Origin of the sequence: Serratia sarumanii (assembly GCF_029962605.1) — a bacterium.
GTDB classification, from domain to species: domain Bacteria; phylum Pseudomonadota; class Gammaproteobacteria; order Enterobacterales; family Enterobacteriaceae; genus Serratia; species Serratia sarumanii.
The window spans coordinates 4,039,808-4,065,313 of the sequence record NZ_CP124750.1 but is presented as its reverse complement, the minus strand read 5'-3'; the positions used below and the strand labels follow the sequence as shown (position 1 = coordinate 4,065,313).

22 protein-coding genes are annotated in these 25,506 nt (G+C 57.0%); 19 read left to right on the top strand and 3 right to left on the bottom strand.

What is annotated here, in order from left to right; translation table 11 throughout:
- Positions 1 to 286 precede the first annotated feature (286 nt).
- Positions 287 to 1,207, bottom strand: a complete 921-nt coding sequence (locus tag SSARUM_RS19280; RefSeq protein WP_060431054.1) for a LysR family transcriptional regulator — start codon at positions 1,205 to 1,207, stop codon at positions 287 to 289.
- A 427-nt stretch (positions 1,208 to 1,634) separates the two neighbouring features.
- On the opposite strand from SSARUM_RS19280, the gene SSARUM_RS19275 reads away from it, so the two are divergent.
- The 17 genes from SSARUM_RS19275 to SSARUM_RS19195 all read left to right on the top strand — a co-directional run bounded on the left by SSARUM_RS19275 (position 1,635) and on the right by SSARUM_RS19195 (position 20,423).
- Positions 1,635 to 1,838: a DUF4762 family protein gene (locus tag SSARUM_RS19275; RefSeq protein WP_033635804.1), complete on the top strand. Its 204-nt coding sequence runs from the start codon at positions 1,635 to 1,637 to the stop codon at positions 1,836 to 1,838.
- A 175-nt stretch (positions 1,839 to 2,013) separates the two neighbouring features.
- Positions 2,014 to 2,679, top strand: a complete 666-nt coding sequence (locus SSARUM_RS19270) for a DsbA family protein (RefSeq protein WP_060431053.1) — start codon at positions 2,014 to 2,016, stop codon at positions 2,677 to 2,679.
- Positions 2,679 to 3,623 (top strand): lysophospholipid acyltransferase family protein, encoded by a 945-nt coding sequence (locus SSARUM_RS19265; protein WP_060431051.1) that lies wholly within the window; start codon positions 2,679 to 2,681, stop codon positions 3,621 to 3,623. Before SSARUM_RS19270 ends, SSARUM_RS19265 begins: the two co-directional genes overlap by 1 nt.
- Before the next feature lie 19 nt (positions 3,624 to 3,642).
- Positions 3,643 to 5,766: a peptidase domain-containing ABC transporter gene (locus tag SSARUM_RS19260; protein ID WP_060431049.1), complete on the top strand. Its 2,124-nt coding sequence runs from the start codon at positions 3,643 to 3,645 to the stop codon at positions 5,764 to 5,766.
- A gap of 40 nt (positions 5,767 to 5,806) precedes the next feature.
- Positions 5,807 to 6,934 (top strand): efflux RND transporter periplasmic adaptor subunit, encoded by a 1,128-nt coding sequence (locus SSARUM_RS19255; RefSeq protein WP_060422148.1) that lies wholly within the window; start codon positions 5,807 to 5,809, stop codon positions 6,932 to 6,934.
- Positions 6,924 to 8,876, top strand: a complete 1,953-nt coding sequence (locus SSARUM_RS19250) for an ABC transporter permease (RefSeq protein WP_060431048.1) — start codon at positions 6,924 to 6,926, stop codon at positions 8,874 to 8,876. The genes SSARUM_RS19255 and SSARUM_RS19250 overlap by 11 nt, the downstream gene beginning before the upstream one ends.
- On the top strand, positions 8,873 to 10,252 hold the full coding sequence (locus SSARUM_RS19245) for an efflux transporter outer membrane subunit (RefSeq protein WP_060431046.1): 1,380 nt from the start codon (positions 8,873 to 8,875) through the stop codon (positions 10,250 to 10,252). The genes SSARUM_RS19250 and SSARUM_RS19245 overlap by 4 nt, the downstream gene beginning before the upstream one ends.
- Before the next feature lie 2 nt (positions 10,253 to 10,254).
- Positions 10,255 to 11,508 carry a beta-ketoacyl-[acyl-carrier-protein] synthase family protein gene (locus SSARUM_RS19240; protein WP_060431044.1) on the top strand — a complete coding sequence of 418 codons (1,254 nt, stop codon included), beginning with the start codon at positions 10,255 to 10,257 and terminating at the stop codon, positions 11,506 to 11,508.
- An 11-nt stretch (positions 11,509 to 11,519) separates the two neighbouring features.
- Complete coding sequence (locus tag SSARUM_RS19235; protein ID WP_033649480.1) at positions 11,520 to 11,762, top strand: acyl carrier protein; 243 nt, start codon at positions 11,520 to 11,522, stop codon at positions 11,760 to 11,762.
- A gap of 550 nt (positions 11,763 to 12,312) precedes the next feature.
- A complete protein-coding gene (locus SSARUM_RS19230; RefSeq protein ID WP_033635795.1) occupies positions 12,313 to 12,861 on the top strand; it encodes a tyrosine-type DNA invertase in 549 nt (182 codons plus the stop codon).
- 481 nt (positions 12,862 to 13,342) lie between these two features.
- The gene (locus tag SSARUM_RS19225; RefSeq protein ID WP_060431041.1) at positions 13,343 to 13,864 is read left to right on the top strand and encodes a fimbrial protein; all 522 of its coding nucleotides are present in this window, start codon (positions 13,343 to 13,345) and stop codon (positions 13,862 to 13,864) included.
- A 97-nt stretch (positions 13,865 to 13,961) separates the two neighbouring features.
- The gene (locus SSARUM_RS19220) at positions 13,962 to 14,639 is read left to right on the top strand and encodes a fimbrial biogenesis chaperone (RefSeq protein WP_060431040.1); all 678 of its coding nucleotides are present in this window, start codon (positions 13,962 to 13,964) and stop codon (positions 14,637 to 14,639) included.
- Between the two features lie 105 nt (positions 14,640 to 14,744).
- Positions 14,745 to 17,294 (top strand): fimbria/pilus outer membrane usher protein, encoded by a 2,550-nt coding sequence (locus SSARUM_RS19215; RefSeq protein WP_060424015.1) that lies wholly within the window; start codon positions 14,745 to 14,747, stop codon positions 17,292 to 17,294.
- 7 nt (positions 17,295 to 17,301) lie between these two features.
- On the top strand, positions 17,302 to 18,363 hold the full coding sequence (locus tag SSARUM_RS19210; RefSeq protein ID WP_080430362.1) for a fimbrial protein: 1,062 nt from the start codon (positions 17,302 to 17,304) through the stop codon (positions 18,361 to 18,363).
- A gap of 57 nt (positions 18,364 to 18,420) precedes the next feature.
- Positions 18,421 to 18,948 carry a fimbrial protein gene (locus tag SSARUM_RS19205; protein WP_033649482.1) on the top strand — a complete coding sequence of 176 codons (528 nt, stop codon included), beginning with the start codon at positions 18,421 to 18,423 and terminating at the stop codon, positions 18,946 to 18,948.
- 50 nt (positions 18,949 to 18,998) lie between these two features.
- Positions 18,999 to 19,694, top strand: coding sequence for a LuxR C-terminal-related transcriptional regulator (locus SSARUM_RS19200; RefSeq protein ID WP_089185423.1), 696 nt, complete (start codon positions 18,999 to 19,001; stop codon positions 19,692 to 19,694).
- 45 nt (positions 19,695 to 19,739) lie between these two features.
- Entirely contained in the window at positions 19,740 to 20,423 is a 684-nt protein-coding gene (locus tag SSARUM_RS19195; RefSeq protein WP_060431038.1) for a LuxR C-terminal-related transcriptional regulator, read from the top strand.
- A 227-nt stretch (positions 20,424 to 20,650) separates the two neighbouring features.
- Here the strand turns inward: SSARUM_RS19195 and SSARUM_RS19190 are convergent, their stop codons facing one another.
- The gene (locus SSARUM_RS19190; RefSeq protein ID WP_060431035.1) at positions 20,651 to 21,202 is read right to left on the bottom strand and encodes a tyrosine-type DNA invertase; all 552 of its coding nucleotides are present in this window, start codon (positions 21,200 to 21,202) and stop codon (positions 20,651 to 20,653) included.
- A 366-nt stretch (positions 21,203 to 21,568) separates the two neighbouring features.
- On the opposite strand from SSARUM_RS19190, the gene SSARUM_RS19185 reads away from it, so the two are divergent.
- Positions 21,569 to 23,221 (top strand): multidrug ABC transporter permease/ATP-binding protein, encoded by a 1,653-nt coding sequence (locus SSARUM_RS19185; protein ID WP_060431033.1) that lies wholly within the window; start codon positions 21,569 to 21,571, stop codon positions 23,219 to 23,221.
- 388 nt (positions 23,222 to 23,609) lie between these two features.
- Positions 23,610 to 23,723, top strand: coding sequence for a YmiA family putative membrane protein (locus SSARUM_RS19180; protein ID WP_049232362.1), 114 nt, complete (start codon positions 23,610 to 23,612; stop codon positions 23,721 to 23,723).
- Positions 23,724 to 23,906: 183 nt separating this feature from the next.
- Here the strand turns inward: SSARUM_RS19180 and SSARUM_RS19175 are convergent, their stop codons facing one another.
- Positions 23,907 to 25,127, bottom strand: coding sequence for a CynX/NimT family MFS transporter (locus SSARUM_RS19175; protein WP_039567332.1), 1,221 nt, complete (start codon positions 25,125 to 25,127; stop codon positions 23,907 to 23,909).
- Between the last annotated feature and the right edge of the window lie 379 nt (positions 25,128 to 25,506).

Below are 25,506 nucleotides of genomic sequence, written 5' to 3'. Positions count from 1 at the left end.
TGTAGCTGAAAGGTTAATTACCGCAACATTTTCATTCTAATCACAACGTCGACGACGATGCCATGCGGTATTTTTTTAACATCGGCGAACGGCGCCGGCGGTGGAAAATTGGCCGGTAGAAGGGGGTGGATTAACTGCTTAAAAATCAGATTGATAGAAAGTATTATTGTGTGATGAATGCGCAGGCTCACATTAATTAAGCGGTAATGTTCAATAGATTATGTCCAAAAATGCCGTAATACCCGCGGCCTTTTGCGGCCGCGGGGAAATAATCAGCGAGGAAAATTCAAAAATAGTGGCTGATATTTTGGTAGGAACCGATGATATGCTCGATCAGCAGACGGGTTTTTAACGGCAGATTGCGGGTGTAAGGATAGACGGCGTAAATGCCCAATACCTTGCCGCAGTGGCCGGCCAGGATCTCCGTCAGTTTGCCGTCCTGCAAATCTTCATACACCATGCAGCGTGGCACCATGGCGATGCCGTGGCCGCCGATCACCGCTTTGCGGATCGCCCGCGCATTGTTGGCCGACAGGTTGCCGTTAACCTGCAGCTCGTAGATGTCGTTGCGCCCCGGCCGCTTCATCAGCCAGTTGGCGGTGCCGCTCTCCTGATAGGTGTAGGTCAGACAGTTGTGGCCGAGCAGGTCTTCGGCGCAACGCGGTTCCGGGTGGCTTTCCAGATACCCCGGCGAGCAGACGATCACCCAGCGGGAATCGAAGATCGGCCGGGCAATCAGGCTTGAATCCGGCATGGTGCCGGTGCGGATCGCCAGATCGATGCCTTCTTCCACCAGATCGGCAAAGCGGTTTTCCAGCCGCATCTCGACTTTCAGGCTGGGATGCAGAGCGCAAAATTCCGCCACGCTCTCGCTCAGCAGCAGCTCGCCCGAAATGGTCGGCACCGACATGCGAATGGTGCCGGTCAACTCTTCGCTCTTTTCGCTGACGGCGTACAGCGCCTCCTGCACTTTGGCGCCAATATCTTTGGCCTGCTGGTAGAGCGCCTGGCCGCTTTCGGTCAGCGTCAGGCTGCGCGTGGTGCGGTACAGCAGACGGGCGCCCAGCGATTTTTCCAGCCGCCCGATGCGTTTACTGACCACCGAGCTGGTGATGCCGGCGCTCTCCGCGGCCTTGCTGAACGAGCCGCAGTCGACGATCAGGGCGAACAGAATCAGGTCGTTGGCGTATTCGTGGGTGGCGAGCATGGGCATCCTGTAGAGTGAGAGTCCTTTTGTCCCAGTGTAAATCCGGCGCGGCAGGAAGCAATCTTTTCAGCGTGTCGCACGTCGCCACCAACTGGTCGGATCTGAATTTTTCTTATTTGTTTTTTCATTTTACTGAGAATTATCCTTTTTTATTTTTCTTGCTGTAACCGGTTTTAGTCTACTTTTCTTGTTTTTAGTCTTATTTAAATTGGAATAGTCCCGTAATCGAGGGTTACTTATTCGATTAACTTTAACTTGCAGTGTAAATAATTGTATTGATCTGCTCGTTTGGGATGGCTATGCTTTTTCCCGAAGCGCTCTCATTGTTATTGGTTAAATAGTTTTGAAACGTATTGAAGGATTGCTCTGTCTGCCGATAGGGTAATGGGTAGTGTGTTTATGTTTTAATATAAATAAGGATATTGTAATGAAAAAAATCAATCTGTCAGAAGCGGAAAACATCGTCGGCGGTACTTTTGTTTGTACCAAGGAATTTGCCTGGGTGGGCAGCGGCAACAACCGCACCTGCCAGTTGGTGAAAACCTGTGCGAACAAATTCGGTGGCGTACAGAAGTCTTATTACCCGGCGCCGGTAGCAAGCTGCCCGTCTAACCCAACCACGCCAAGCTGATGCGGGTTGACCCCCTGCATTTAGATTAGCGGTGGGCAGGCGGGCAGCGTTCGCGCTGTCCCGCCTGATACCGGCGAAAAAGTCGTCTTACGTTCTCATTATTTACGGCATTAACTCTTTTTCATGTATTCACTCTGCCGGGTGAATATTAATATATGCGCAGGATGCGTCCGTTATGTATAAACGTCCCTTGCTTTTTATCGGCTACACGCTCGTTATTATTTTTGCCTCTTCTTTTTTGACCGCATTTTATTTTCAACATTACGTCATGCAACCGGCGGAGGCGGAAAGCCTGAGTTTTATCGCCCCGGAAAAAATCGAACAAAGCCCGTTGCAAGACGATAATACCATTGTCGAAGTCTTCTCTTACGCCTGCCACTATTGTGAAGTCAACGAAAGCGGCGTGGCAGAGCTGGAAAAACGTTTGCCGGCGGGCGCCAAATTGGTGCGCTTGCACCTCAGCGACGACAGTCAAGCCGGCATGGCGGCCTTTGCGCCCCTGTTCGCCACGCTGACGATCATGGGGATCGAAGCACAGCATCGCCCCGCCGCTTATCGCGCCATTATCAAAGAAAACCTCAACCTGGCGGACGACAAGCAGCTCAGCGCCTGGCTGACGGCCAACGGTATCGATGAGGCTGCCTATCGGCAGGCCAGAGAGTCAGAGCGGGTCAAGGCGTTGTTGGCGCATATGACGGCGGTAAGCCGCTATTACCAGATCAACGCGACCCCCAGTTTTATCGTCAATCGCAAATGGCTGGCGCTGCAAGATCGCGAGTTTTCCGCTTTCAGCCGGCAGCTGCTGTCGCTGTTGCAACACGATAAACCGCTGGCCCCCTGATGCGCCTGCTCGCGGTTCGGGGATATTTGGCCTGGCGCAACGGCCTGGACGCGATGGCCCGCTTATCGGCTGCCGGTGCCGGGATGGGCAACCGCCTGACGTGTGCCCTGCTGCGGCGCGTGGACTATCGCCTGTGGCTGGCGGTGCGCCGGCGGTTGAGGGGAAGCAGGCCGCAGCGCCGCTTTCGCCACCGGCATGCGGTAGCGCTGGCGAACCGCCAAAGCCTGTTGGGTGAAGGCAAGCTGGACTTCGCCTGGCTGATGCAGCGGCGGCAGTGGCTGGACATGGCGGCGGTCTCTGCCCGCAATGCGGCGTTGATGAGCCATTTGGCGCACTGTTCCGCACAGCTTGATCAGGTCGTGGAACCGCTGCATCGCGCGGGCGTGCCGGTGCTGCTGGCGCCGATGCATACGGTCTCCGACGTGTTGGCGACGCTGGTCGGCGCGGGCGTTTATCCCGGGCGGGCCACGGTGATCGTTTCCGGCGATGCGCAGGCGTTTGCGCGGCGATCGCCGGAAGACGAATGGCGGCAGCGGCTCGACTATTGCTCGATTCACGACGATCCGCGGCACATCGCCGGCACCTTGTCGCAGGCGATGCTGGAAGCGGCGGAACATCGGCGCAACATCATCCTCTTCCCCGATATCACGCCGGATTACACCCTGCACAGCAATCAGGATGTGGCGGCTAAATTGGCCTGCCATCTGTTCGGCCGGCCGGCGCATTTGCACAGCGGCCTCGTTCGGCTGTCCCGGGCGCTACGGGCTCAGGTGGTGTTCTATTCGCTTTATTTCGATCGCGGCATCCGCATTCACATCGAAGAGCCGGTCGCTGCAGACCGGGTCGGCCGCGCCATGCCGGCGATCGTCGAGCGCACCCTCCGGCGGCATGCGGATGATTGGTTGTTATGGCATTCGCACTCTCTATTTTTCATCAACGAATAAGTCAGGGATATCACTACGTATGGAAAACACCCTTCCTACGCCGGTCTTGCAGAGCGAAATCAATGAGTGCGGGCTGGCCTGCATCGCCATGCTGGCGGAAACTCAGGGCATTCGCGCACCGTTGACGGAGCTGCGGGAGCGTTATCCCGCTTCGCAGCACGGCACTTCGCTGGCGACGCTGTGCGCCATTTTGGGAGAGCTGGCGCTACCGGCTTATCCGGTGGCATTTGAGCATCAGGATCTGGCGGCGCTGCCGTTACCGGCCATTTTGCATTACGGCGCGGGCCACTATGTGTTGCTGGCGTATCGCCAAGGGGGGTACGTATGCGTAATGAATCCGGCATTGGGGCAGCAACTGCTGCCGTACGCTGCCCTGAAAGCGGAAATCAGCGGTTATGCGTTGGTGCTGGATCGCGATGATATACCGGCTGGGGCACCGGCCCCGCGCAGCGGCCGCCGGCGCGCTTTCGCCAGCTTAAGCCTGAAGGATACCGCCGGCATCGCCGGCATTTATCGCCTGGCGGCGATGACGTTTTTTATCTCGCTGACGCTGTTCATCATGCCGATGATGGTCGCCAGCGCGATCAATCAGGTGTTCGCCATGGCCGGCGAGGTCGCATTCCCTTACGCCTACTATCTGCTGGCGTTCGTGGCGTCCACGGCGTTGGCGCTGATTGCACGCACCTTTACCGAACGCTTCATCAAAAATTTCGTGTTGTTGCACGGCGCCGCCGGGTTTTCTCGCCTGCTGGAAAACTCGCTCAATTTCTTCAGCAAGCGCGCCCCCGGCGAGATCTTCAGCCGTTTCACCAGTTGGCAGATGGCCGCCGGCCAGAAAATCGAACTGGACAACGGCCTGCGCACCGACTGGATCATCGGCGCCATCGCGCTGGCGGTGATGTGCTACCTGAGCCCGATGCTGGCGCTGGTGCCGGTTGTCGGCGTGCTGCTGATGGGGGCGGTCAGCGTGTGGGCCATCTACCGCGATCGGCATTACACCCAGCAGCTGCAGGTGCGAGGCGCGGTGCAAAATGACTTCATCCTGGAAACCATCCAGGGGTTTTCGACTATCAAGTCCGCCGGCCTGGCTGGCCAGCGGCAGGAAGGGTTCGCCGAACATGCCCGCTCGCTGTTCAACTGCCTGCAGCAGCAAAAGATCTATGAACAGATAAAAGGCAGCATTTACCAGCTGATCGGCAGTCTGGAGATGGTGTTGTTCATGCTGCTGGCGTTGCCGCTGCTCAAGGAGGGCGAGCTCAGTCTGGGGGCATTCTTCGCCTACAGCTTTTTGCGCGAAATCTTTACTTCGTACAGCAGCAAGATCTTTTTTGCCGTTTTGCAGAAAAACCAGCTGCACGTCATCGATGAACGCGCGCGGGATCTGTTTCCTGCGGTATCCGCTCGGGCCCAGTCTGCGGACGAAAGCGTGAGCCATTTTGACGCGCGGTTGGCGTATCGGAGTGTGGCCTTCGCTTACGACGCCGGTCAACCGGTGTTGCGCGATTTGTCGCTGACGCTGGAGCGTGGCGAGTGCATCGCCATTTGCGGCGGTTCCGGCGCGGGCAAGAGCACGTTGCTGAAGGTGCTCGCCTGCCTGCTGACGCCGCAGCAGGGGGAGCTGACGCTGGATGGGCGCGTACTGGCAAGTGCCGCCGCGCAGCGGCTGTTCTTCCTGCAAAGCCAGGAGGACATTCTGTTCAACGCCTCGGTGTTGCAGAACATCACGCTGTTCGCGCCGTCGGCGCCGGGCCAGCAACGGCAGGTGGAACAGGCGTTGTGCAGTTTGGGGCTGACGGACGCGGTGGCGCAGCTGCCGGGGGGCGTGAATGCCCTGGTGCGGGAGAGCCATGCCGGGCTGTCTCTGGGGCAGCGGCAGCGTCTGTTGCTGGCGCGCGCCATGTACAGCCGTTGCCCGGTGTTGGTGCTGGACGAACCGACGGCGAATCTGGATGAAAAGACCGCGGCGGCGGTGATGTCGGCTCTGGTGGCGCATTGCCGTGAAAACCGTAAAACCCTGGTGACGGTCACCCATAATCCGCGGTTGTTGCCGTTATTCGATCGGGTCTTGCGCATGTCGCAGGGGCGGCTGGTGCCTGAATCCACCGACGACGCCAGGATGAATGATTGTGCAGAGGTGGAGTGAGGTGCCCGGAAAGAGACGCTGGCGGCGAGTGGCGTTGGCGATGGTCGTTTTGGCGGCGTTGCTTGGCGGGCTGTCGTTGCTGAATCGGCCCCCTGACACGCAACCACCGCAAACGGCGCGCGTCGAGCGCGGGGACATCGAAAAAAGCGTGTTGGCGACCGGGATTCTGAAACCGCTTCGGCAGGTGAACGTGGGCGCGCAGGTCAACGGGCAGTTGAAAAAACTGTATGTCAAACAGGGTGACAGGGTGATCCAGGGGCAGCTGTTGGCTGAGATCGATCCGACGCTGCAGCTTAACGAACTGCGCAAGTCACAGGCTGAATTACGCAGCGCACAGGCGCAGAAACTGGCGAGCCAGGCACAGCTGAAGCAGTACCAGCTGGAGCTGAAGCGGCAAAGAGCGCTGGCGCGAGACCGCGCCGGCGTGGCCAGCGATTTGGAAAAAGCGCAGGCGCAGCACGACGCGCAACTGGCGCAGTTGAAAGTGAACGAGTCGCAGATCGTCCAGGCCGAAGTGGCGCAGGAAACCGCCAGGGCCAATCTGGCTTTTACCCGTATTACCGCCCCTATCGACGGCGAGGTGCTGGGCATCGTCACCCAGGAAGGGCAAACCATCGTCTCGTCGCAAAGCGCGCCGACCATTTTGGTGATGGCAGACGTGGATACGATGATGGTGCACACCCGCATATCGGAAAATGACATCTTGCAGGTGAAGACGGGGCAGCCGCTGTGGTTTTACGTCGCCGCCGATCCCCGCCGCCGATATGAGGGAGCGATGGGCGCGATACAGCAGGCGCCGGCGGAGGCGCTGGAAACCGACCCGCTGGGCAGGAATTCAAGCCAGCAAACGGCGGCGGTGTATTACAACGGCGTGTTTGCCGTCGCCAACGGCGAGCGTCGATTGCGCACCTCGATGACGGCGCAGGTATTCATCATGACCGAACGCGCACAGGGGGTGGTGCGGGTACCGATGGCTGCGCTGGGCGCGGCATTGGATGAAGGAAGCTATCAGGTCAAGGTGCTGGAAGGCGGGCAAACGGTGGTGCGCCGCGTGCGTATCGGTACCCGCGATCGCCGCTATGCCGAAGTGTTGGAAGGGCTGAACGCAGGAGAGCAGGTGCTGCTGGAGCAACAGCCTGATGTGGAGGAGGGCGCTGATGTCAGTTAACACCGCTCCCATCATTGCGTTGGATAACGTCTCGCGCGAGTTTCAGGCGGGGGAGCAGAAAATTGCGGTCCTCAAGCGCATTTCCCTGAGCATTCAACGGGGGGAAATGGTCGCTATCGTCGGCGCCTCCGGTTCCGGGAAATCGACGTTGATGAACATCATCGGCTGTCTGGACAAACCTTCTCAGGGCGACGTGCACATCAACGGGGTGGCTATTGGGCAAGCCGACGCCGATCGCCTGGCGCAGCTTCGCAGCCGGCATATCGGCTTTATCTTCCAGCGCTATCACCTGATGCCCTATCTGACCGCCGGTGAGAATGTGGCGATCCCGGCGTTGTATACCGCCATGCCGGCCGCCGAACGCCGCCTGCGGGCAGCGCATTTGCTGGCCCGGCTCGGGTTGGCGCAGCGCGGCGGTCATCGCCCGGCGCAGCTTTCCGGTGGGCAACAGCAGCGGGTCAGTATTGCTCGCGCCCTGATGAACGGCGCGGAAATTATTTTGGCCGACGAACCGACAGGTGCGCTGGATAGCGCCAGCGGTCAGGCGTTGATGACCATTTTGCACGAGCTGAACGCTATCGGGCATACCGTCGTCATCGTGACACACGATCGGCGGATCGCCGAACAGGCGCGGCGGATCATTGAGATCGGCGACGGCGAGATCGTGGCGGATCGTCGCCATGAAGCCTCCCGACATCTTTCTACGTTCGAGCGACCGCTGGCGGCGCCGCTGAAACGCATGGCGCCGGGCGCGGCGTTGAAAGAGGCCGTCGGCATGGCCTGGCGGGCATTGCTGGGGCACCGGGTCCGGGCACTGCTATCGATGCTCGGCATCATTATCGGCATTGCGGCGGTGGTCTCCGCAATCGCCATCGGAGAAGGCACGCGGCGTAATATTCTCAAGGAAATCAGCCAGCTTGGCACCAGCACGCTGGAGATTCGCCCTGGCCTCGGGTGGGAGAAACCGCGGCCCGACCTTGCGCGCTCGCTGAGCGAGCGGGATGCCGCATTATTGGCGGCGCTGCCTTACGTCGACAGCGTTTCGCCGGTGATCGGCACCCAACTGCTGGCCGTTCGCGAAGGCAAACAGGTGCCGCTTGCCGTGATGGGCGTCGGCGAAGGGTATTTCCGCACGCAGGGCATTCGCCTGCTTTCCGGCGGCCTGTTTACCGCGCAGGATCTGAGTGAGCGCGCACCGGTAGCGGTGATTGATCCCTTGCTGAAACAGGCGCTGTTTGCTTCCCGGCAAGATCCGTTGGGCGCGGTAGTGCTGATCGCGGGCGTGCCTTATCGGGTGATCGGCGTCGCGCAGCGCCGCGGCGCTCAATACGCCGGCTCTCAACCGCTTGCCTGGCTGCCCTATACCTCCCTGACCGGCCGCATCGCCGGCGATATGCCGCTGGAATCCATTGTGATGCGAGTGAATGAAAAACTGACGCTGGAAGAGGCTGGGCGGGATGCGACCAGGCATTTGATCGTAGAACACGGGCGGCGTGATTTCTTCACGTTTACCGACGATCAGCTGACGCAATCCATTCAGCGCGCCTCAGGCTCCATGCAACTGCTAATTACCGCGATTGCCGCCATCTCGCTGCTGGTGGGCGGTGTGGGGGTGATGAACATCATGCTGGTCTCGGTGACGGAACGGACCCATGAGATCGGTATTCGATTGGCGGTGGGCGCCGCTGAGAAGGACATTATGCGGCAATTTTTGATTGAGGCGGTGGTGATCTGCAGCCTGGGAGGCGTGTTGGGGATCGCCTGCGCCGCGCTGGTCAAAGGGGTTCTGAGCGGATTGGCGCCGCAGGTGACGATGATCTTTACCTGGCCGCCGTTGCTGCTGGCCTGTGGATTTTCGGCGTTGATCGGTGTCGGGTTCGGGTTCTTTCCGGCTCGCACCGCCGCGCGCCTGCAGCCGGTGGAGGCGCTGGCGCGAGAATGAGCCGATTTTGGGTTTACGGGCTGGTGATGCTGTCGTTGAGCGCCTGCGGAGGGCGGCCGATCGACGCCACGGCGCCACCGTCGTTGCCGCCGCAGTGGCGCGTGGTCGATGAGCGTTCCGGTTCGCTGCGGGCAGGCGTCGCCTGGTGGGAAAACTTCAATGATCCGCAACTCTCCTCGCTGATCGATGGCGTGCTGATCGCGAATCAGGATTTGGCGCTGGCCGGATTGCAGTGGCGCGAGGCCATGTTGGAGGCCGGATTAACGGAGGGCAACTTGACGCCGGATTTCACCGCCAGCCTGAGTGGCCGCAATACCCGAGCGTTGCGGGGCGCGTCTACGCCGCAGGAAAGCTACCGTGCAGGGCTTTCTCTGAGCTATGAACTGGATTTATGGGGCAAGCTGGCGCGCATTCGCGAACAGGCCGAATGGCTGGCTGTCGCCTCGGAGTTGGACCGGCGCAATACCGCGTTGACCTTGATCGGTGCTACCGCGCGCGGGTACTGGCAGATTGCAGACTTGAATCAGCAAGTCCTCCATCAGCAACAGGCGCTGGCGATCGCGCGTGAAACTTTGCGGCTGGTGGCGGCACGTCACACCGCCGGCGACGTTGGACGATTCGAGCTGTTGCAGGCGGAGCAAAGCTTGTTGGCGCGAGAGAATCAGCTGCATGAGCTGGAGCGGCAGCGGGAAGATGCGCGTAACTCGTTGGCACTGCTGTTCGGGCGATCGCCGCTGCTGCGCTATAGCGAACGGCGTTCGTTGCCGCTTGAAGAGGTGGCTGTCGCGCAGCGTCAGCCGGCGTGGGTGATTGCGCGCCGGCCGGATGTTCAGGCGGCAGAACGCCGTCTGAGAGCGGCGCTGGCCGGTGCCGAGGCGGCAAGATTGAGTTTTTATCCGGCGCTGAGCCTGGAGGCCGGGTTGGATGCCGGCAGCGGACTTTTCCGCCAGTGGTTCAGTGAACCTTCGCGCTCGCTGGGCGCCACGTTGACGCTGCCGTTTATCGAATGGCGCAAGATGCGCTTGTCCAGCGACAAAGCGGCGTTGCAGGCGCAGCGGGCGGAGATTCAATTTCGCGATGCGGTCTACCGCGCGCTGGCCGATGTGGACAACGCCATGCGACAACGCCTGGAAGCACAGCGGCAAATCGGCAACCAGCGGTGGCATCTGGCGATGAGCCGACAAGCCGTGGCGTTGGCGCGACATCAATATCAGGCTGGTTCCGTTGCGCTGCAAACGCTGCTGGATGCGCAAGAGGCGGTGTTGACCAGCGAAAATTCGCTGTCGGCACTGCAATTCCGCTATCTGAACGCCACGATGCAACTCTGGCTGGCGCTGGGCGGCAACGTGGCTTTCGCATCCGGGCAAGGAGAATAAGCATGGAGAAAACAAGACGCGTAGTGGTTACCGGTTACGGTGCCGTCACCGCGCTGGGGGGCAGCGCGCAGCAAAGCTGGCAGGCTATCATGGCCAGCCGTCTGGCCTATCGTTATCACGATAAATCGGCGGCGGGGATCCACGCGCGCTTTTTTGCTTTGCTGGAGGCCGAACCGTCGCTGGAGGGCGTTGCCGCGCGGGTAAGCCGCCGCTTGCCCAGATTCGCCAGACTGGCGCTTGCCGCCGCCGCGGAGGCGATCGAAATGGCGTTTTCATCCAGTTTTGTGGGGCCCGCGCACTTTTATTCGTCGTTGGAGTGCGGAGCGATTATCGGCAGCGGCTGGGGCGGCCAGGATGAGATCATGCAAAACAATGCGGACTATCTGCAATCCGGGCTGGGGCAGCTGTTTGGCTGTTTTCACGCGATGCCGAATATCGCGACCGCCATATGCGGCCAGCATTGGTTGCTACGGGGCTATCAAGGCTCGCCGGCGGCGGCCTGCGCGACCGGCGGCATTGCGATTGGCGATGCGTTTGAGGTGATACGCAGCGGCCGCGCTTCAATGATGCTGGCCGGCGCCTCGGAGTCGCTGCGCGGCAACGGCGCGATCTGGAATATGGATGCGTTGCGTTTGTTGAGCCGGGAGCAAAAGGATATTACCAAAGCCAGTTGCCCGTTTAGCCGGGAACGCAACGGTTTCGTCCTGGCGGAAGGGGCCGCCGTATTATGCCTTGAGGAACGGGAAGCGGCTTTAGCGCGCGGTGCGACGATTTTGGGCGAAATCAAAGGATACGGCAATTTTTCAGACGCTTTCGATCTTACCGCCCCGTCGAAGGATCAGCAGGCGAAAGTGAAAACCATACGACGGGCTTTAGAGCAGGCGCAGCTCGACAGTCATAAAATCGACTATATCAATGCGCATGGCACGTCTACGTTGCAAAACGACGTGAACGAAACCGAGGCGATCAAGGCGGCGCTGGGGCGCGATGCCTATCGCACACCGATTTCCAGCACGAAATCTTATACCGGGCACCTGCTTGGCGCATCCGGCAGCTTTGAGGCGATCGTCTGCCTGCAAGCATTACAGCAGCAAATGATGCCGGCAACCTGCCATTTGCACGAAACCGATCCCGCATGCGATCTCGATTATATTCGCGAAGGACATCGGCATGGTCGTCTGCGTAATGTCATGAGCCTCAGTTTCGGTTTCGGCGGCGCCAATGCGGCGCTGGTATTTGGCAATCACTATGAATAACGGTAGAACGCATGGAAAAATATCATCGGTTATATGAGACGATTTGCGGCATGTTGCATGAAGCCCGAGGGCTGGAGAGAACGCTGCTGTCGGCGGATATGCCGCTACAGCAGCTTGGGCTGGACAGCCTGGATTATATGGAGCTGATGTTGTTGGTTCGGCGAGAATTCGGCATTACGCTCACTGCGGAAATGCTTATCGAGCATCCTGAATTGACCCTCGGCGAATTGTGCCACCTGATAACCCGTCAATAATTTCATCCCCCAGGCGATCGCTTGCTAGGGTCAGGCCTGGGTTTTTTTCTGTTGTGACTTCCATTTCATCCTTCCCGCTTCCTGCTTCACTCTGTTATCGATATCCATAAATATTAATGCTTATCCGTCAGGTTAATATGGCCAGTGGTGGTGTTTTTTTATTCGATTTTTGGCGGCGTTATGAATGACGAGCGTTAATGACGTGGCGATATTTTTTAGGAATATTCTTTGTTTTGCCGGTTAATTTATCAATCTCACTCTACATCGCGCTTGTAAGTGATAATGCAAGCTAAAGAAAATAGGGGCCGTGCGGCCTCATTTTTATGATACGGCCGGAAAACTGCGCAGATTATTCACGATAGCGATTCTCAGGGGCGATTGATGGCCGCGAGAATAACGGTTATCGCGCTGTTCGCATTCGGCAAATCCGCTATACTCCGCGCTGGATGCAGGAACCTATCCATATGTCAGGGGCAGCCCTGAGTGTCCATTGTGGTGATGTAAAAGGAAAATGACAGCCACATTTTTCCTATCAAAGTTATGAGGTTGTATGTCTAATCGTAAACATCTGACGCCTTCCGAAGTGGAGAGACTGCTTGAGGTCACGCTGCATGGAAAGAATCCAGAACGCGATTATTGTTTGATTTATATGTGTTTTATTCATGGGTGCCGCGCCAGTGAAATAGGGGGATGGCGTTTGTCGGATATCGATCTGGAAGGCGGTAATATCTATGTGCATCGGTTGAAAAATGGTTTTTCCACCGTGCATCCGCTTTATCTGCGCGAAAGACAATGTTTGCGGCGCTGGTTGGATAAACGTCAGCGGCACCGCTGGGCCGATCAGGAGTGGCTGTTTCTTTCCAATCGCGGCGGCCGCCTGTCGCGTCAACGTATTTACGGGTTGATTCGCCATTACAGCAAGGTGGCTAAATTGGAGGTCAATGCGCACCCGCACATGCTGCGGCATGGCTGCGGATTTGCATTGGCGGATCGCGGTGTCGACACCCGTTTAATTCAGGATTACCTCGGGCACCGAAATATCCAGAATACGGTGATATATACCGCCAGCAATGCGCAGCGCTTCAAGGAAATTTGGTAAGTGTGATTTAAGTTAATAACGTTAAGGAGTCACTTTGAACTAAACTGAAACATACTGTAAGGACGCGTAAAAACAATGTCAATATTCCCATGCCTTCTTTCCAGGATAAAGATAAATATCATTTAAAAACAATGTGTTGTGATTTTTGTGTGTGCTGTATCATCCCTGCAAATCTAAGTAAAATCCTACTCAAAACCCCACGAGTTTAAATCACTGCGTTATCACCTCGGTTTTTTAGTCTGATTTATCAGTTATTCATCAATTGGTTGGTTTTAAATTCCGACAAATGTCTGTTTATTGGTTTAAAAATCCAAAGGAGTCACTTTAGTTCAAAATGAATCGTTTGGGTGAATAAGCCAGAATCCATCAATCAACTTGGCTTAAGACGTTTCCCATTCATGGAACTAAATAAAAGGAATGACATTAAGGATATGTCGGAAATAAACCCATGCACATTTTGCATAATTTTAAGGAAAGTAGGATGAAAAAGAATCTGTTGGCTGTAGCTATATTGACCGCGTCCGCATTTACCACTTCTGCATTTGCCGCCGACGGCGCGCTGAATATCACTGGCACCATCACCGATCAGTCTTGCACCGTCGATCCGGATTCCCAAAACAAGCAGGTCGCTCTGGGCAAGATCGCCAAAGATGCGTTCACCCTGTCCAAAACCGCTGGCGCCAAGGCGTTCAATCTGGTGCTGAAAAATTGCCCGGCCACCGTCACTGGCGCCACCGTGCGTTTTGACGGCACTCAGGTGCAGGGGCAGTCCGGGCTGCTGCAACTGACCGGCGCCGGCACCGCTGGGGTCGCGGGCGGCATTGGTGTGCAGCTGCTGGACGACGGCAGCAACGTGTTAAATATCGGCAACGATTCCCGCGTTTATACCCTGGCCGAGAACAAAGACAACGTTCTGGGCTTTGTCGCGCGCTATTTCGCTTATGACAACGTTTCCGTCGGTAGCGCCAACGCTACGGCCAACTTCACCATCGTTTATCAGTAAGGCCATGCCGTTACGGCGGCAGAGCAGTTAGAAAAATGAGCCAGAGAGCGTGTTCTCTGGCTCTTATTCATCGGTGATGGAAACGGGAAGAAAGAGAATGAAAGCGGGATACTTTGTGCTGACGGCGGCGTTGTTGATGACGCTTTGGACTCCGGTACGGGCCGGTGTCGTAGTGGGGGGAACGCGCCTGATCTACGACGGCGGCAAAAAAGAGTCTGCTCTGAATATCAGTAATCCGGATGCGATGCCTTATCTGATCCAATCCTGGGTCGATGCGCAAGAGGGCGATAGCGCGAAAGCGCCTTTTATCATTACACCGCCGCTATTTCGCTTGGATGGCGGCCAAAATAACCTGCTGCGCGTGGTACGTGCGGGCGGCAATTTACCGACGGACAGAGAGTCGCTGTATTGGCTGAATGTGAAGGCGATCCCCTCGGTAGAAAAGAAAGAGAACACCCTGCAAATCGCCATCAAGACCCGTATCAAGTTGATTTACCGCCCGCAGGGGCTCACCGGCAATCTGGAGGAGGCGGCCGGTAAAGTGACGTGGCGGCGCAGTGGCGATCGTCTGCAGGTGACCAACCCTTCACCCTACTACCTCACCTTTTTCAATTTGAAGCTGAATGGCCGCGCCATTACCGGCAACACCATGGTAGCACCGCAGGCAAGCGCCAGTTTCTCGTTGCCGACGGCGAATGGCGCAGGAGGCGGTTTGAGCTGGCAAATCATCAATGACTATGGCGGCACCGGCCAGACCTTCACCAGCACATTATAACCGGGCTGCGGTACGTGTTTTTTGCTCCGGAATAACGCTGGAGCAGGTGTTCGGCTTACCTGGCTTTTCGTCGGGCCGAGCCAATCGGGACAGGGAGTTAAAAGGATGAATAACCCGAATTGTATTGGTTTACCAGGGGCGCGATCGGTTCTTGCCGGCCTGATATCTTGCCAGGTGGCGCTGCTGAGCCCGATCGGCACGGCTTATGCACGCGATTATTTCAACCCGGCGTTGCTGGAAATCGATAATCCGGCGCTGCGCGGCGCCGATCTCTCCGTATTTGAGGAGAACAGCAGCCAGGCACCCGGGAACTATCGGGTCGATCTTTACCTGAACGGCGAACAGATAGACAGCCTTGACGTCGAGTTCCGGCTTATGCCGGGAGCCGGCGGTAAACAAACGCTGCAACCTTGTTTCAGCACTGAAAAATTGGCTGAATTGGGCGTGAGGGTGGCCATGTTTCCGGCGATGGTGCCTGGGGAGAGTTGCGTCAATTTGGCGCAGGCCATTCCACAAGCCTCTTCGACATTCCTGTTCAATCAGTTGAGGCTGAATTTGAGCATCCCGCAGGCGGCGCTGCGCTTGAATGCGCGCGACTACGTTTCCCCGGATAAATGGGATTCCGGCATACCGGCGCTGTTGGTCAATTACAATTTCAGCGGCGCCAATAGCCAGATGCGCGCCAGCGAACGGCAAAACAACAATAACTATTACCTCAATCTGCGCTCGGGCATCAACTGGGGCGCCTGGCGCCTGCGTAACTATTCGATCTGGAATCATTACTCCGGTGGTTCTTCTTCCTGGCGCTCAATCAATACCTACCTGCAGCGCGATATCGTTGCGTTGCAAAGCCGCCTAACCCTGGGTGACAGCACAACATCCAGCGATGTGTTCGATAGCGTGCAGTTCCGCGGCGGGCAGTTGGCCTCTGAGGACGATATCCTGCCGGACAGCATGAAAGGGTACTCGCCGGTAGTGCGAGGGATCGCACGCACGAATGCGCAAATCATAATCCGGCAAAACGGCTACGTGATTTATCAAAGCTATGTGCCGCCGGGGGCGTTTGAAATTTCCGATCTGTATCCCACGGGCGGCAGCGGCGACCTGAATGTAAACGTGCGTGAGGCAGACGGCCAGGAGCAGCATTTTGTGGTGCCGTACGCCGTGGTGCCGGTATTGCAGCGCGAAGGGCGGTTTAAATACAGCCTGACCAGCGGGAAATACCGGTCATACAGCGGCGGCGTTGATGAACGCCCGTTCAGCCAGGCAACCGGGATCTACGGTTTGCCTTGGGGGGCCACGTTGTATGGCGGCGTGCAGGCGGCCAGTAAATATCAATCTTTAGCGCTGGGATGGGGGCAGAACATGGGGGCGGTAGGCGCGCTGTCTGCCGATGTCACCCAGGCCTGGACCAAACAGGAAACCCGGCCGAAGGAACAGGGGCAATCATGGCGTCTGCGTTACGGTAAAAACTTCATTGAAACCGGCACCAACTTTAGTTTGGCCAGTTACCGCTACTCCACGCGCGGTTTTTATAGCCTGCAGGAGGCGCTGGAGAGCTATGGCGGCAACAGCGCCGTCTATAGCGATCACAAGAAGAGCCGCGCCGAGCTGACGATGAGCCAAAGCCTGTGGGAGCGGGGAGGAACGCTGTCGCTCAGCCTGTTTAACGAAGACTACTGGGATAACAATCGCCGTTCGCAGTCTGTCAGCCTCAGCTACAACAACAGCTGGGAAGCGGTCAGTTACGGGCTGAATTACACGTTCAACCAGAACGGTTACGACAGTAACGGCAATCGCAGCAGCATTCGTGACCATATCGTGGCTTTCAACGTCAGCGTACCGCTCAGCAAATGGCTGCCGGGCAGCTACGCCACCTACAGTATGAACGCCAGTCGCAATGGTGCCACCAGCAACAACCTTGGGTTGAGCGGTACGGCGTTGCCGGGAAACAACCTGAACTACAGCATCAGCCAGGGCTATACCGGCAGGGATGTGGGGGCGAACGGCAATATTCAGGCGGATTATAAAGGCTCTCTCGCCGAGTGGAACCTGGGGTACGGCTACGATCGCCATCGCCGGCAGGTGAACTACGGCGTGCAGGGCGGCGTTCTGGTGCACCAAAATGGCGTCACGCTTTCCCAACCGCTGGGCGATACGGTGGCGTTGGTGCAAGCGCCTGGTGCTTCAGGGGTGAATGTCCTGAACCAGACCGGAGTCAGCACCGACTGGCGCGGCTATGCGGTTGTGCCTTACCTGACGCCTTACCGGCGCAACATCGTCGGATTGGACGGTGAATCTTTCGCAGAGGACGTCGACATGACGCTGAGTAGCCAAACGGTAATCCCAACTCGCGGCGCCGTGGTGCGCGCCCGCTTTAATCCGGACGTCGGTGCCCGCGTGTTGTTGACCTTGCTGACGCGCAGCGGCGCTCCGGTGCCGTTCGGCGCGACCGTCAGCACTCTCAACAGCCCCTCTGACAATGCAGCCATCGTCGGTGATGGCGGCCAGGTTTATCTGGCTGGCCTGGCGGATAGCGGGCGGTTGCGGGTTAAGTGGGGCAATGACGCGGCTCAGCAATGTCAGGCCAACTATCAATTGGCTAATCAGCCCGAGAGCGGTGGGATTCGCCTCGTTAACGGGCAGTGTTTATAAGGTGCATATGATGGCGACAGGAATATCGATTCAACGAGGGATCATCGTCGGTGGGCTATTGGCGTGCGCAACGTTGGGCGCACCACAGGTGCAGGCGGCTTTCGGGCAGTGTGTTCCTATTTCGGGGACCCATGGGTTTTCATTCCTTTTTTCCCCGGTTTTAACCGACCCGTCGCAAAACGTGGTGGGGCGGATTATTAAGAATGCTGACGGCGGCAACTGGAATTTGCCCGGTTCTTATCGGGTGAAGTGCGAATGTCAGACGCGTACAGCGTCTTATGTCACCGCCAAAATGCTGCTGAGCGAGCCGGTATTCAGCAGCGGGGGATTAACGTATTACGCGTTGAATGAATACCTGGGCGTGGCCAGCGAAGTTTTCGTTGCGGGGTATCGCAACGTGTTTATTGCCGCACCGTTCACCAATGAGTCTAACTTTAAGACCGATATGGATGGTGATGACGAATCCTGTGCCAGCACGCCCTACAACAGCGGTGCTCGCGGGCGAATTCATCTGTATTTCCGCCGCCCTTTCGTTGGCGTGACCACAATCCCCAGCACCCGCCTGGTAGACACCTACGTCTCCGTGGTGAGCGGGGTGAAAAGCGATGTGCCGGTCTCCACTATCTCCATGAGCGGCACCGTCACCGTGCCGCAGAGCTGTGAAATCAGTCCGCAAACGGTCACGATCGATTTTGGCGATATCTTGACGTCGAATATTCAAACCAAGGGGGCGATGGCGTCCGGCGTCACGCCAGAAGAGAGAACGCTGACGCTGGCTTGCCGCAATATTTCCGCCGGCGTCAAGGTCAGCCTGTCATTTCGCGGTGAGGCGGACGGCAGCATGCCCGAGGCTCTGAAGACCAGCAATCGCGACATTGGCGTGATGATTAAGGATATGCAGGGCAATGTTATTCGGCCTCAGAGCGGGCGCTTGCCAATCGATAACTTCCAATACCCTAACCAGAGTGGCAGCTCACGGATCAGCGTATATCCGATCAACACCACCGGCCGACCTCCTGCCGTGGGGCAGTTCAATGCAACAGCGACCATTCAGGCAGAAATTCAATAACGGATATTTCAACGGTAGCACGTCGGTGGCCCGGCGTTTAACAAGAAGGAGCAGATTATGGGGAAGGTTTTTAGCGGTATTGGCTGCAAATTGGCGCTGGCGGGCCTGTTTCTCCTGGCGATGCCGTCGGCGCATGCCGTATCAAAAATAGTGATTACCGGCAACATCAAAGCGGCACCCTGTGAAATCGACGGCGCGAACGGCACGGTTTCGGTCAATCTGGGGGACGATATTTCTGCCGCCGTACTGGCGACCTCCGGTGCCTTTAGCCCGTGGGTGGAGTTCCCTTTGACGCTAAAAAACTGCCCAAGCACCACCACGTCGGTCGTCGCGACCTTCAGCGGAACGGCTGCGGATGAAGGTGCCAGCTTGTACAAAAGCACCGGCAGTTCTCGCCGAGTGCAAATTGAATTGCAAAATAGCCAGGGGGCAAACCTGGGCAATGGCAAGAGTATGGCCCAGTTAGTTAATCGGGCGACGAATGAAGCCAAATTCAATTTGCGGGCGCGGGCATTCAGCGTCAATGGCGGTTCAACACCCGGTTCGATAGAAGGGGCTCTGCAGGTCACTTTCGTCTATCAGTAGACAAAGGGCTGCCCTAGATGGAAGGTTAACGACAGATTTAAGGTGATGATATGAATATTAATTATCCCTATGGAACAACCTTGGCGGCCGGCAATGTGGCGACGGGGGCCGTGGCTATCATGGAACCTTGCCCCCTCACGGCGTTGGGGATGAGAAACCGATTGATTGAGTCCTGCGGTCTACCGCCCGACAAGGTTCGACAGGTGACGAACCTGGTGGCGCTGAGAGCCTTATTCACTCAGCACGCGCATCGTTTATTGGTGATGGATTTGTGCGGCAAATCAGAATTGGTATTGGACGGCTTCAGGCTGATTGCCGATGTGCGTGAAAGCTCGCCGGACACCGCGATAATTATTTGTACGGCATTGGATGAGCCTAGGCTGCTGCGGCAACTGATCGCATCCGGCATCCGCGGCCTGATGTTGAAGCAAGAGCCGGCCATTGCGTTGACTCATTGCGTCCAACAGGTCTTGGCGGGCTGCAGCAGTTTCAGCCATCGGGTGCGTCAGCGTCAATTGCATGAGGCGACAGCCGACAAGCCTCTGACGGCGAAGGAACTGGATGTGCTGACCCAGTTGTTTTCCGGCAAAAGCGTGACCAGCGTGGCGTTAACGATGTGCCGAGATATTCGCACCGTCAGCACGCATAAACGCAATGCGATGTTGAAGTTGGGATTTCACAGCGATGGGGAATTGTATCTTCAGGGGAAATGGATGGCTGCACAAGGTTCGTCTTTTGTTCGCTAGGCAAGCGTGCGATGCCTCTGGGGTAAGCAAGCATAGGAGCAGATTATGCATTCATGGCGTCAGCAGCCGCTGAACATAGCATTAATGGACAGATGCCCATTAACGCTGGAGGGGTTGGCGAGTTTTTTAAAAACGCTGCCAACCCAGGCAAAAGTCATCGTAAAGGAAACCAGCGTCCGTGCGGTGGCGGATAGCGTGGTCTATCAGCAGGCTGACGTGCTGATTAGCGAGATGGATGGTGAAGATGAAACGGTTGCTCAGGGCAGGGAAACGTTGCTTGCCTTGTGCACGCAGTTGCCCGACTTGCGGGTAATCGTCTATACCCGCTGCCAGAATGCAGAAGAGTTAGGGCGCCTGTTGAACCAGCCTAATGTCAGCATCGTTGCCAGAGATGACGCTTTGCCGCTGGTGGCGGAGTTTTTTAATCGCGTGTTGCTGGGGGAACGTGTGTTGAGTCCGCAGATTGGGGCTTTTCTGGCGCCTTCCGTGAGTGGAGAGGAGGTTAGCACGCGAAAGTTGACCCGCTGTGAGAGCGACGTTTTGGCCTTTTTGTTTAACGGTATGAGCCTGCGGCAAATCGCCGAGTTGCAACGGCGCAGCATCAAGACGATCAGCGCGCATAAATGCAGCGCCATGCGTAAACTGCAGGTAAAGAATGACAGCGAACTGTTTTCTTTGCACGGCAATATTACGCGGCAATTGGGGGGGAAATGGTCAAAGGGGACCTAGCCTTTAATGAAAGGGTATGGCGTTATGATTTATCGGCAGGTTTACCGCTAGCATAACCAGTGCGGCGTGCCCCTGGGCGCTGAGGCATGAAAAGCAGCTCGGCGTTAAAATATTGCTGAGTAGGCCGTTGATGACGTGCCGGGCTGCCTCTCCCATCTGAATATTGCATTGCGCTCGATGTGTTGTTTAACGGAGGACGGGGCTGCGTAATTATTCTCGTCGTGAGGTTAAATGTTGATCGTGCGGAATCGCTCAACGTTGGTCGCGGTGTAAATCACCGTATTCTGGATATTTTTGTGCCCTAAATAATCCTGAATCAAACGCGTATCGATCCCTTTATCCGCAAGGGCGTAACCGCAGGAATGTCGCAACATGTGAGGATGGACCTGAACGCTAATGCCGGCCATCTCGCCATACATTCTCATCAACCGATAGAGCTGCTGACGTGATATCTGCCCGCCGTGGCGCGACAGGAATAGCCATGGCGCTTCAGCGTCAGGATAGTTCGCCCGTTGAGCCAGCCAGTTTAACAGCGCCAGCCGTTCTCGCGGTTGAATGGGATGCTGAACGGAAAACCCGTTTTTCAACCGGGATATATGGATCCTATTGGAGGTAAGGTCAATATCCTGAAGGCGCAATGCACGCAGTTCGCTAACCCGCAAGCCGTGAATAAAGCACATTAATAGTAAACAACGATCTCGAATGCTATTTTTTCCTTCATGCACAGCGGCAATCAGTTGCTCAATTTCAACCTGACTAAGAAACTTCCTTTTTTTCATTTTCCCTTCCTGCGTCTTAGATGTTGGCGATTTCTATTATGATGTTTTATTAAAGCATTGGAACATAATAGGCGGCAAAGAAAATAAATAATTTCATTTGTGAATGCATGGTTTTTATTGTTTTATTTTTCAAGTGAATGGCTTTTTGATTCATATATGTTTATTTAATTTATTTCGGGAAGCTATTTAATCAGCGAATATTGAGCGTCCTGTAAGAGCCGTATGGAAATTTTGCCACCGTCAGATGACCACGGGGATACCGCCTCTCTCAGAACGGTGCTTGATAAACTGTGTTGAGAATTCGTCTTGATCTCATTCTCACGCCGCTTACAATGCCTGCCAGATCGCGACTTCAGAGGTTTTTTCATGGAACTGCTACGGGTGGTTTATCACCAGTATCGTTGGCCATTTCTGGCTGTCATGGCGCTGACCCTGGCCAGCGCCGGTTTAGGCATCGGTATCATTGCATTTATCAATCAATACCTGATGGAGACCGGCGGCAATGCATTGGCCGTGCTGCCGATGTTTCTCGCCCTGCTGGCATTGCTGATGGCGGTCACGCTGGGCTCGCAATTGGCGCTGACGACATTGGGCCATTACTTCGTCTATCGCCTGCGTGGGCAGCTGGTGAAGCGCATTTTGGATACCGATATTGAACGCCTTGAACAATTGGGCAGCGCCTCATTGTTGGCCAGCCTGTCCAGCGATATCCGCAATATTACCGTTGCCTTCGTGCGCTTGCCTGAACTGGTTCAAGGGGTGATTTTAACCCTGGGGGCAGCGGCCTATCTGGGGTGGCTATCGCCGAAAATGCTGGCGGTCACGGCAGTCTGGGTGGCGGTGACCGTCGTGGGCAGCGGCTGCCTGGTATCACGGGTTTATCGTCATATGGCCAGTTTGCGTGAGTCGGAAGAACGTCTCTATCATCGTTATGAGTCGGTGATTGACGGTCGTAAGGAGCTGACGTTGAACCGCAAGCGGGCGCAGGCGCTGTACGAACAGGCCTATCAGCCCGATGCGCAAGCTTATCGCCACCACATCATTCGCGCCGATACCTTCCATTTGAGCGCGCTCAACTGGTCAAACATCATGATGTTGGGCGCGATTGGGCTGGTGTTCTTTATGGCCAACAGTCTGGGATGGGCGGACTCGGCGGTGGCCGCCACCTATTCACTGACGCTGCTGTTTTTGCGCACGCCATTACTGCAAGCGGTCGGAGCGTTTCCGACGTTGGTCAGCGCCGAAGTGGCCTTTAACAAGCTGAAGACGCTGCGCCTGGCCGAGTATCAACCGGCGTTTCCTGCCGCCGTTGGTCGCTCCTGGCAGACGCTGGAGCTGCGCGACGTGGTTTTTCACTATGCAGATACGGAACAGCAGCCCGGTTTTGCCGTCGGGCCGCTCAATCTGACGCTGCGGCGTGGTGAGCTGGTCTTTCTGATCGGCGGCAACGGCAGCGGCAAGTCAACGCTGGCGATGTTGTTGACCGGCTTGTACCGGCCGGTGAGCGGCCATATCGTTCTGGATGGCGTCGCACAGAGCGCAGCGGATATGCCGGACTACCGGCGGCTGTTTTCGGCGATTTTCACCGATTTTCATCAGTTCGATCGCTTGCAAGGGCCGGAAGGCGGCGAACCGGATGCGGATCTGGTCGCCATCTGGCTCGAGCGGTTGAATATGAAAAGCAAACTGCAGTTTGACGGCACCAGGGTGACCAATCCGCAACTGTCGCAGGGGCAACGCAAACGTCTGGCTTTGCTGCTGGCGGTGGCGGAACAGCGCGATATCTTGCTGTTGGATGAATGGGCCGCGGATCAGGATCCGCAATTTCGGCGCACTTTCTATCGTGAACTATTGCCGGAGCTGCGCGCGATGGGCAAAACGGTGTTTGCCATCAGCCATGACGATCACTATTTCGAACACGCCGATCGGTTGCTTGAGATGCGCTCAGGCCATTTACGTGAGCTGACCGGCAGCGAACGTGAACACGCCAGCCGGGATTCCGTCAGCAGAATCGGTTAACTCACGCCGGCCCGAGTGAGACCAAAACGGGCCGGTGCTTCTCTCCGCATGATCCCAGTACATCGCTTCATTTTCTCCCCCGTCTCCAGCGCTGCCTGTTGCCGATTTGGCTTACGGCCAGTCAAATAATTGATAGTTGAATTATTTACCAGTGGTTTAATTTCGACCTTCCAAGGTATGGCACACTGCACCTTCGTTCGCCTATCAATACAAGTTATCGCCTGCCGATAACAGTGATATCCACGGTGTCGTTCTTACTGAGGCGGTGATGCAGGTCTATGGCTGGCAGCTGTTTTTTAAATTTCCATAGGAAAAAGCCACTTTATCGATCGTTAAAATAGATCGATAATCACGGTTTGAATGGTTTAATCTATTGGTTGAGGGCGCTGTGGTGAGCAAGGATGGATCAGATATCAAACGTAGAGCATGGCTGTGTGTATTTATCGGTAGCGGGCTGTTCTGGCTGTTAACCGCCGCCGTGATTTACTGGTTACTGAGTTAGCAGGTTAAGCAGGAAGGCGATTCGTGAACAAGAAGCAGGCTAAAAACCGTGAGGGCGCTGAGCGTCGCGCACAGTCCAAAATTCCGCCGTCATGGGTGCTGAGCGATGAGCAGCGCGCCTTTATTGAAGACTTATGGCAGGATACCGACTCTGAGCCGCCGCGGCCCCCATCGCGCAGCCGCGTTAGCTGATCACGCGGCGGCGGCCGGCCAGCGCGCCGAACAGCATTTGCAAGACGGTCAGGCACAGCAGGGCGATCAACGGCAAACGCCAACCTGCCGTCAGATCGTGCAGCAGGCCGAATAGGGTAGGCCCCAGCGCCGCCAACAGATAACCGACGGATTGCGCCATACCCGACAGCAGCGTCGCCTGATGATGATGCTGGCTGCGCAATCCAAAGAACGACAGCGCCAGCACCAGCGAACTCCCCGCCCCCAGTCCGGCAAACGTCAGCCACACCAGTGAACTGGCGGGTTGCACCAACAATCCCCCGACGCCGATAAAGATCAGCAGCGAGCTGCCCAGCGCTATCGCCCGTTGATCGTGTGCGCGCGGCAAAATCACCACCATGACAAAGTTGGCGACGATGGCCACCACCTGGTAAATGAACAGCTCGAAACCTGCCTGCTGAGCTGAGGTGCCGTAGCTGGCGGCAAAGGCGCTGAACCAGCCGATGATGGTGTAGAAGGCGATCGATTGCAGCCCCATGAACATCGCCACTTGCCAACCCAGCGCGCTGCCCCAGGGAGAGCGATAGCGCTGTGGCTCTGTCGGCTGCGGCGCTTTGGCGGCGGGAGTGGCTGAGCGTCGCAGCTGCGGCAGCCACACCAGCAGCGCCAGCAACGCGGGCAACCCCCAGCACAGTAAGGAGAACCGCCAGCCGAGGTCGGCCAGGGCAGCCAGCGGCACCGCCAGGCCGGAGGCGATGGCGGCAACCAGCGACATCACCGCCGCATAGGCGGCGATCATCGCGGCGGCGCGATGCGGGAAATCTCTTTTCACCAGCGTCGGCAGCACCACGTTGGCGAAGGCGATGGCGGCGCCGATCAGGATGCTGCCCGGCCAGAGCATGGCGTCTTGCGGCAGGGAACGCAGCGCGATGCCGCAGACCAGCAGCGCGAGGGCGAGACCCAGGGTGCGCTCGATGCCGATGCGTTTCGCCAGCGCCGGAGTCAATGGCGAGAGGATGGCGAACAGGATCAGCGGCAGCGAGTTGATCAGGCCGGCGGCGGTGGCGGACAACGCCAGCTGCTGCTGGATCTGTTCCAGCAGCGGGCCGACGCTGGTCAGGGCGGCGCGCAGGTTGGCCGCGATCAGCATAATGCCGACGATCAGCAGAACGGGGCGGTGCAATCGGCGACGCGGGATCGCGGTGGACGCTGGGGGTGAAGCGGGTTGCGGCATGGGTTCCTCGCACCAGGGCATGCAGTCAATCAGTGCTGCATGGCATGATGCGTTGATTGACGTTAACGCTTACGTACCGACAAATCGACGGTATACGATCGCAAGTGTAGGGAAGATGGCGCGCGCTGACAAGGGGATGGCCCGGCGGGATGGCGGCGGTTAACCCCCACCGGCCGCAGGATAATTGCCATTATGTGATCCTGGTCACTGAGTGAACTAAAAGTCAGGGCGCGGGGCGCGCCAGGCGCCGCTTTCGCTTTCCTCGCAGCCCGCACCTCGGCGCTCCGGGCTTCTCGCCCATCCTGGCATTTCACTTTTTCTCCCTTCCGCTTTTGGGCTTTTCGATCCGTTTCGATTCGAAAGGTTTTTTGACGGTTTT

Coding starts and splice junctions, on each gene's coding strand:
- SSARUM_RS19280 (WP_060431054.1), bottom strand. CDS start 1,207: ATGCTCGCCACCCACGAATACGCCAACGACCTGATTCTGTTCGCCCTG.
- SSARUM_RS19275 (WP_033635804.1), top strand. CDS start 1,635: ATGAAAAAAATCAATCTGTCAGAAGCGGAAAACATCGTCGGCGGTACT.
- SSARUM_RS19270 (WP_060431053.1), top strand. CDS start 2,014: ATGTATAAACGTCCCTTGCTTTTTATCGGCTACACGCTCGTTATTATT.
- SSARUM_RS19265 (WP_060431051.1), top strand. CDS start 2,679: ATGCGCCTGCTCGCGGTTCGGGGATATTTGGCCTGGCGCAACGGCCTG.
- SSARUM_RS19260 (WP_060431049.1), top strand. CDS start 3,643: ATGGAAAACACCCTTCCTACGCCGGTCTTGCAGAGCGAAATCAATGAG.
- SSARUM_RS19255 (WP_060422148.1), top strand. CDS start 5,807: ATGGTCGTTTTGGCGGCGTTGCTTGGCGGGCTGTCGTTGCTGAATCGG.
- SSARUM_RS19250 (WP_060431048.1), top strand. CDS start 6,924: ATGTCAGTTAACACCGCTCCCATCATTGCGTTGGATAACGTCTCGCGC.
- SSARUM_RS19245 (WP_060431046.1), top strand. CDS start 8,873: ATGAGCCGATTTTGGGTTTACGGGCTGGTGATGCTGTCGTTGAGCGCC.
- SSARUM_RS19240 (WP_060431044.1), top strand. CDS start 10,255: ATGGAGAAAACAAGACGCGTAGTGGTTACCGGTTACGGTGCCGTCACC.
- SSARUM_RS19235 (WP_033649480.1), top strand. CDS start 11,520: ATGGAAAAATATCATCGGTTATATGAGACGATTTGCGGCATGTTGCAT.
- SSARUM_RS19230 (WP_033635795.1), top strand. CDS start 12,313: ATGTCTAATCGTAAACATCTGACGCCTTCCGAAGTGGAGAGACTGCTT.
- SSARUM_RS19225 (WP_060431041.1), top strand. CDS start 13,343: ATGAAAAAGAATCTGTTGGCTGTAGCTATATTGACCGCGTCCGCATTT.
- SSARUM_RS19220 (WP_060431040.1), top strand. CDS start 13,962: ATGAAAGCGGGATACTTTGTGCTGACGGCGGCGTTGTTGATGACGCTT.
- SSARUM_RS19215 (WP_060424015.1), top strand. CDS start 14,745: ATGAATAACCCGAATTGTATTGGTTTACCAGGGGCGCGATCGGTTCTT.
- SSARUM_RS19210 (WP_080430362.1), top strand. CDS start 17,302: ATGATGGCGACAGGAATATCGATTCAACGAGGGATCATCGTCGGTGGG.
- SSARUM_RS19205 (WP_033649482.1), top strand. CDS start 18,421: ATGGGGAAGGTTTTTAGCGGTATTGGCTGCAAATTGGCGCTGGCGGGC.
- SSARUM_RS19200 (WP_089185423.1), top strand. CDS start 18,999: ATGAATATTAATTATCCCTATGGAACAACCTTGGCGGCCGGCAATGTG.
- SSARUM_RS19195 (WP_060431038.1), top strand. CDS start 19,740: ATGCATTCATGGCGTCAGCAGCCGCTGAACATAGCATTAATGGACAGA.
- SSARUM_RS19190 (WP_060431035.1), bottom strand. CDS start 21,202: ATGAAAAAAAGGAAGTTTCTTAGTCAGGTTGAAATTGAGCAACTGATT.
- SSARUM_RS19185 (WP_060431033.1), top strand. CDS start 21,569: ATGGAACTGCTACGGGTGGTTTATCACCAGTATCGTTGGCCATTTCTG.
- SSARUM_RS19175 (WP_039567332.1), bottom strand. CDS start 25,127: ATGCCGCAACCCGCTTCACCCCCAGCGTCCACCGCGATCCCGCGTCGC.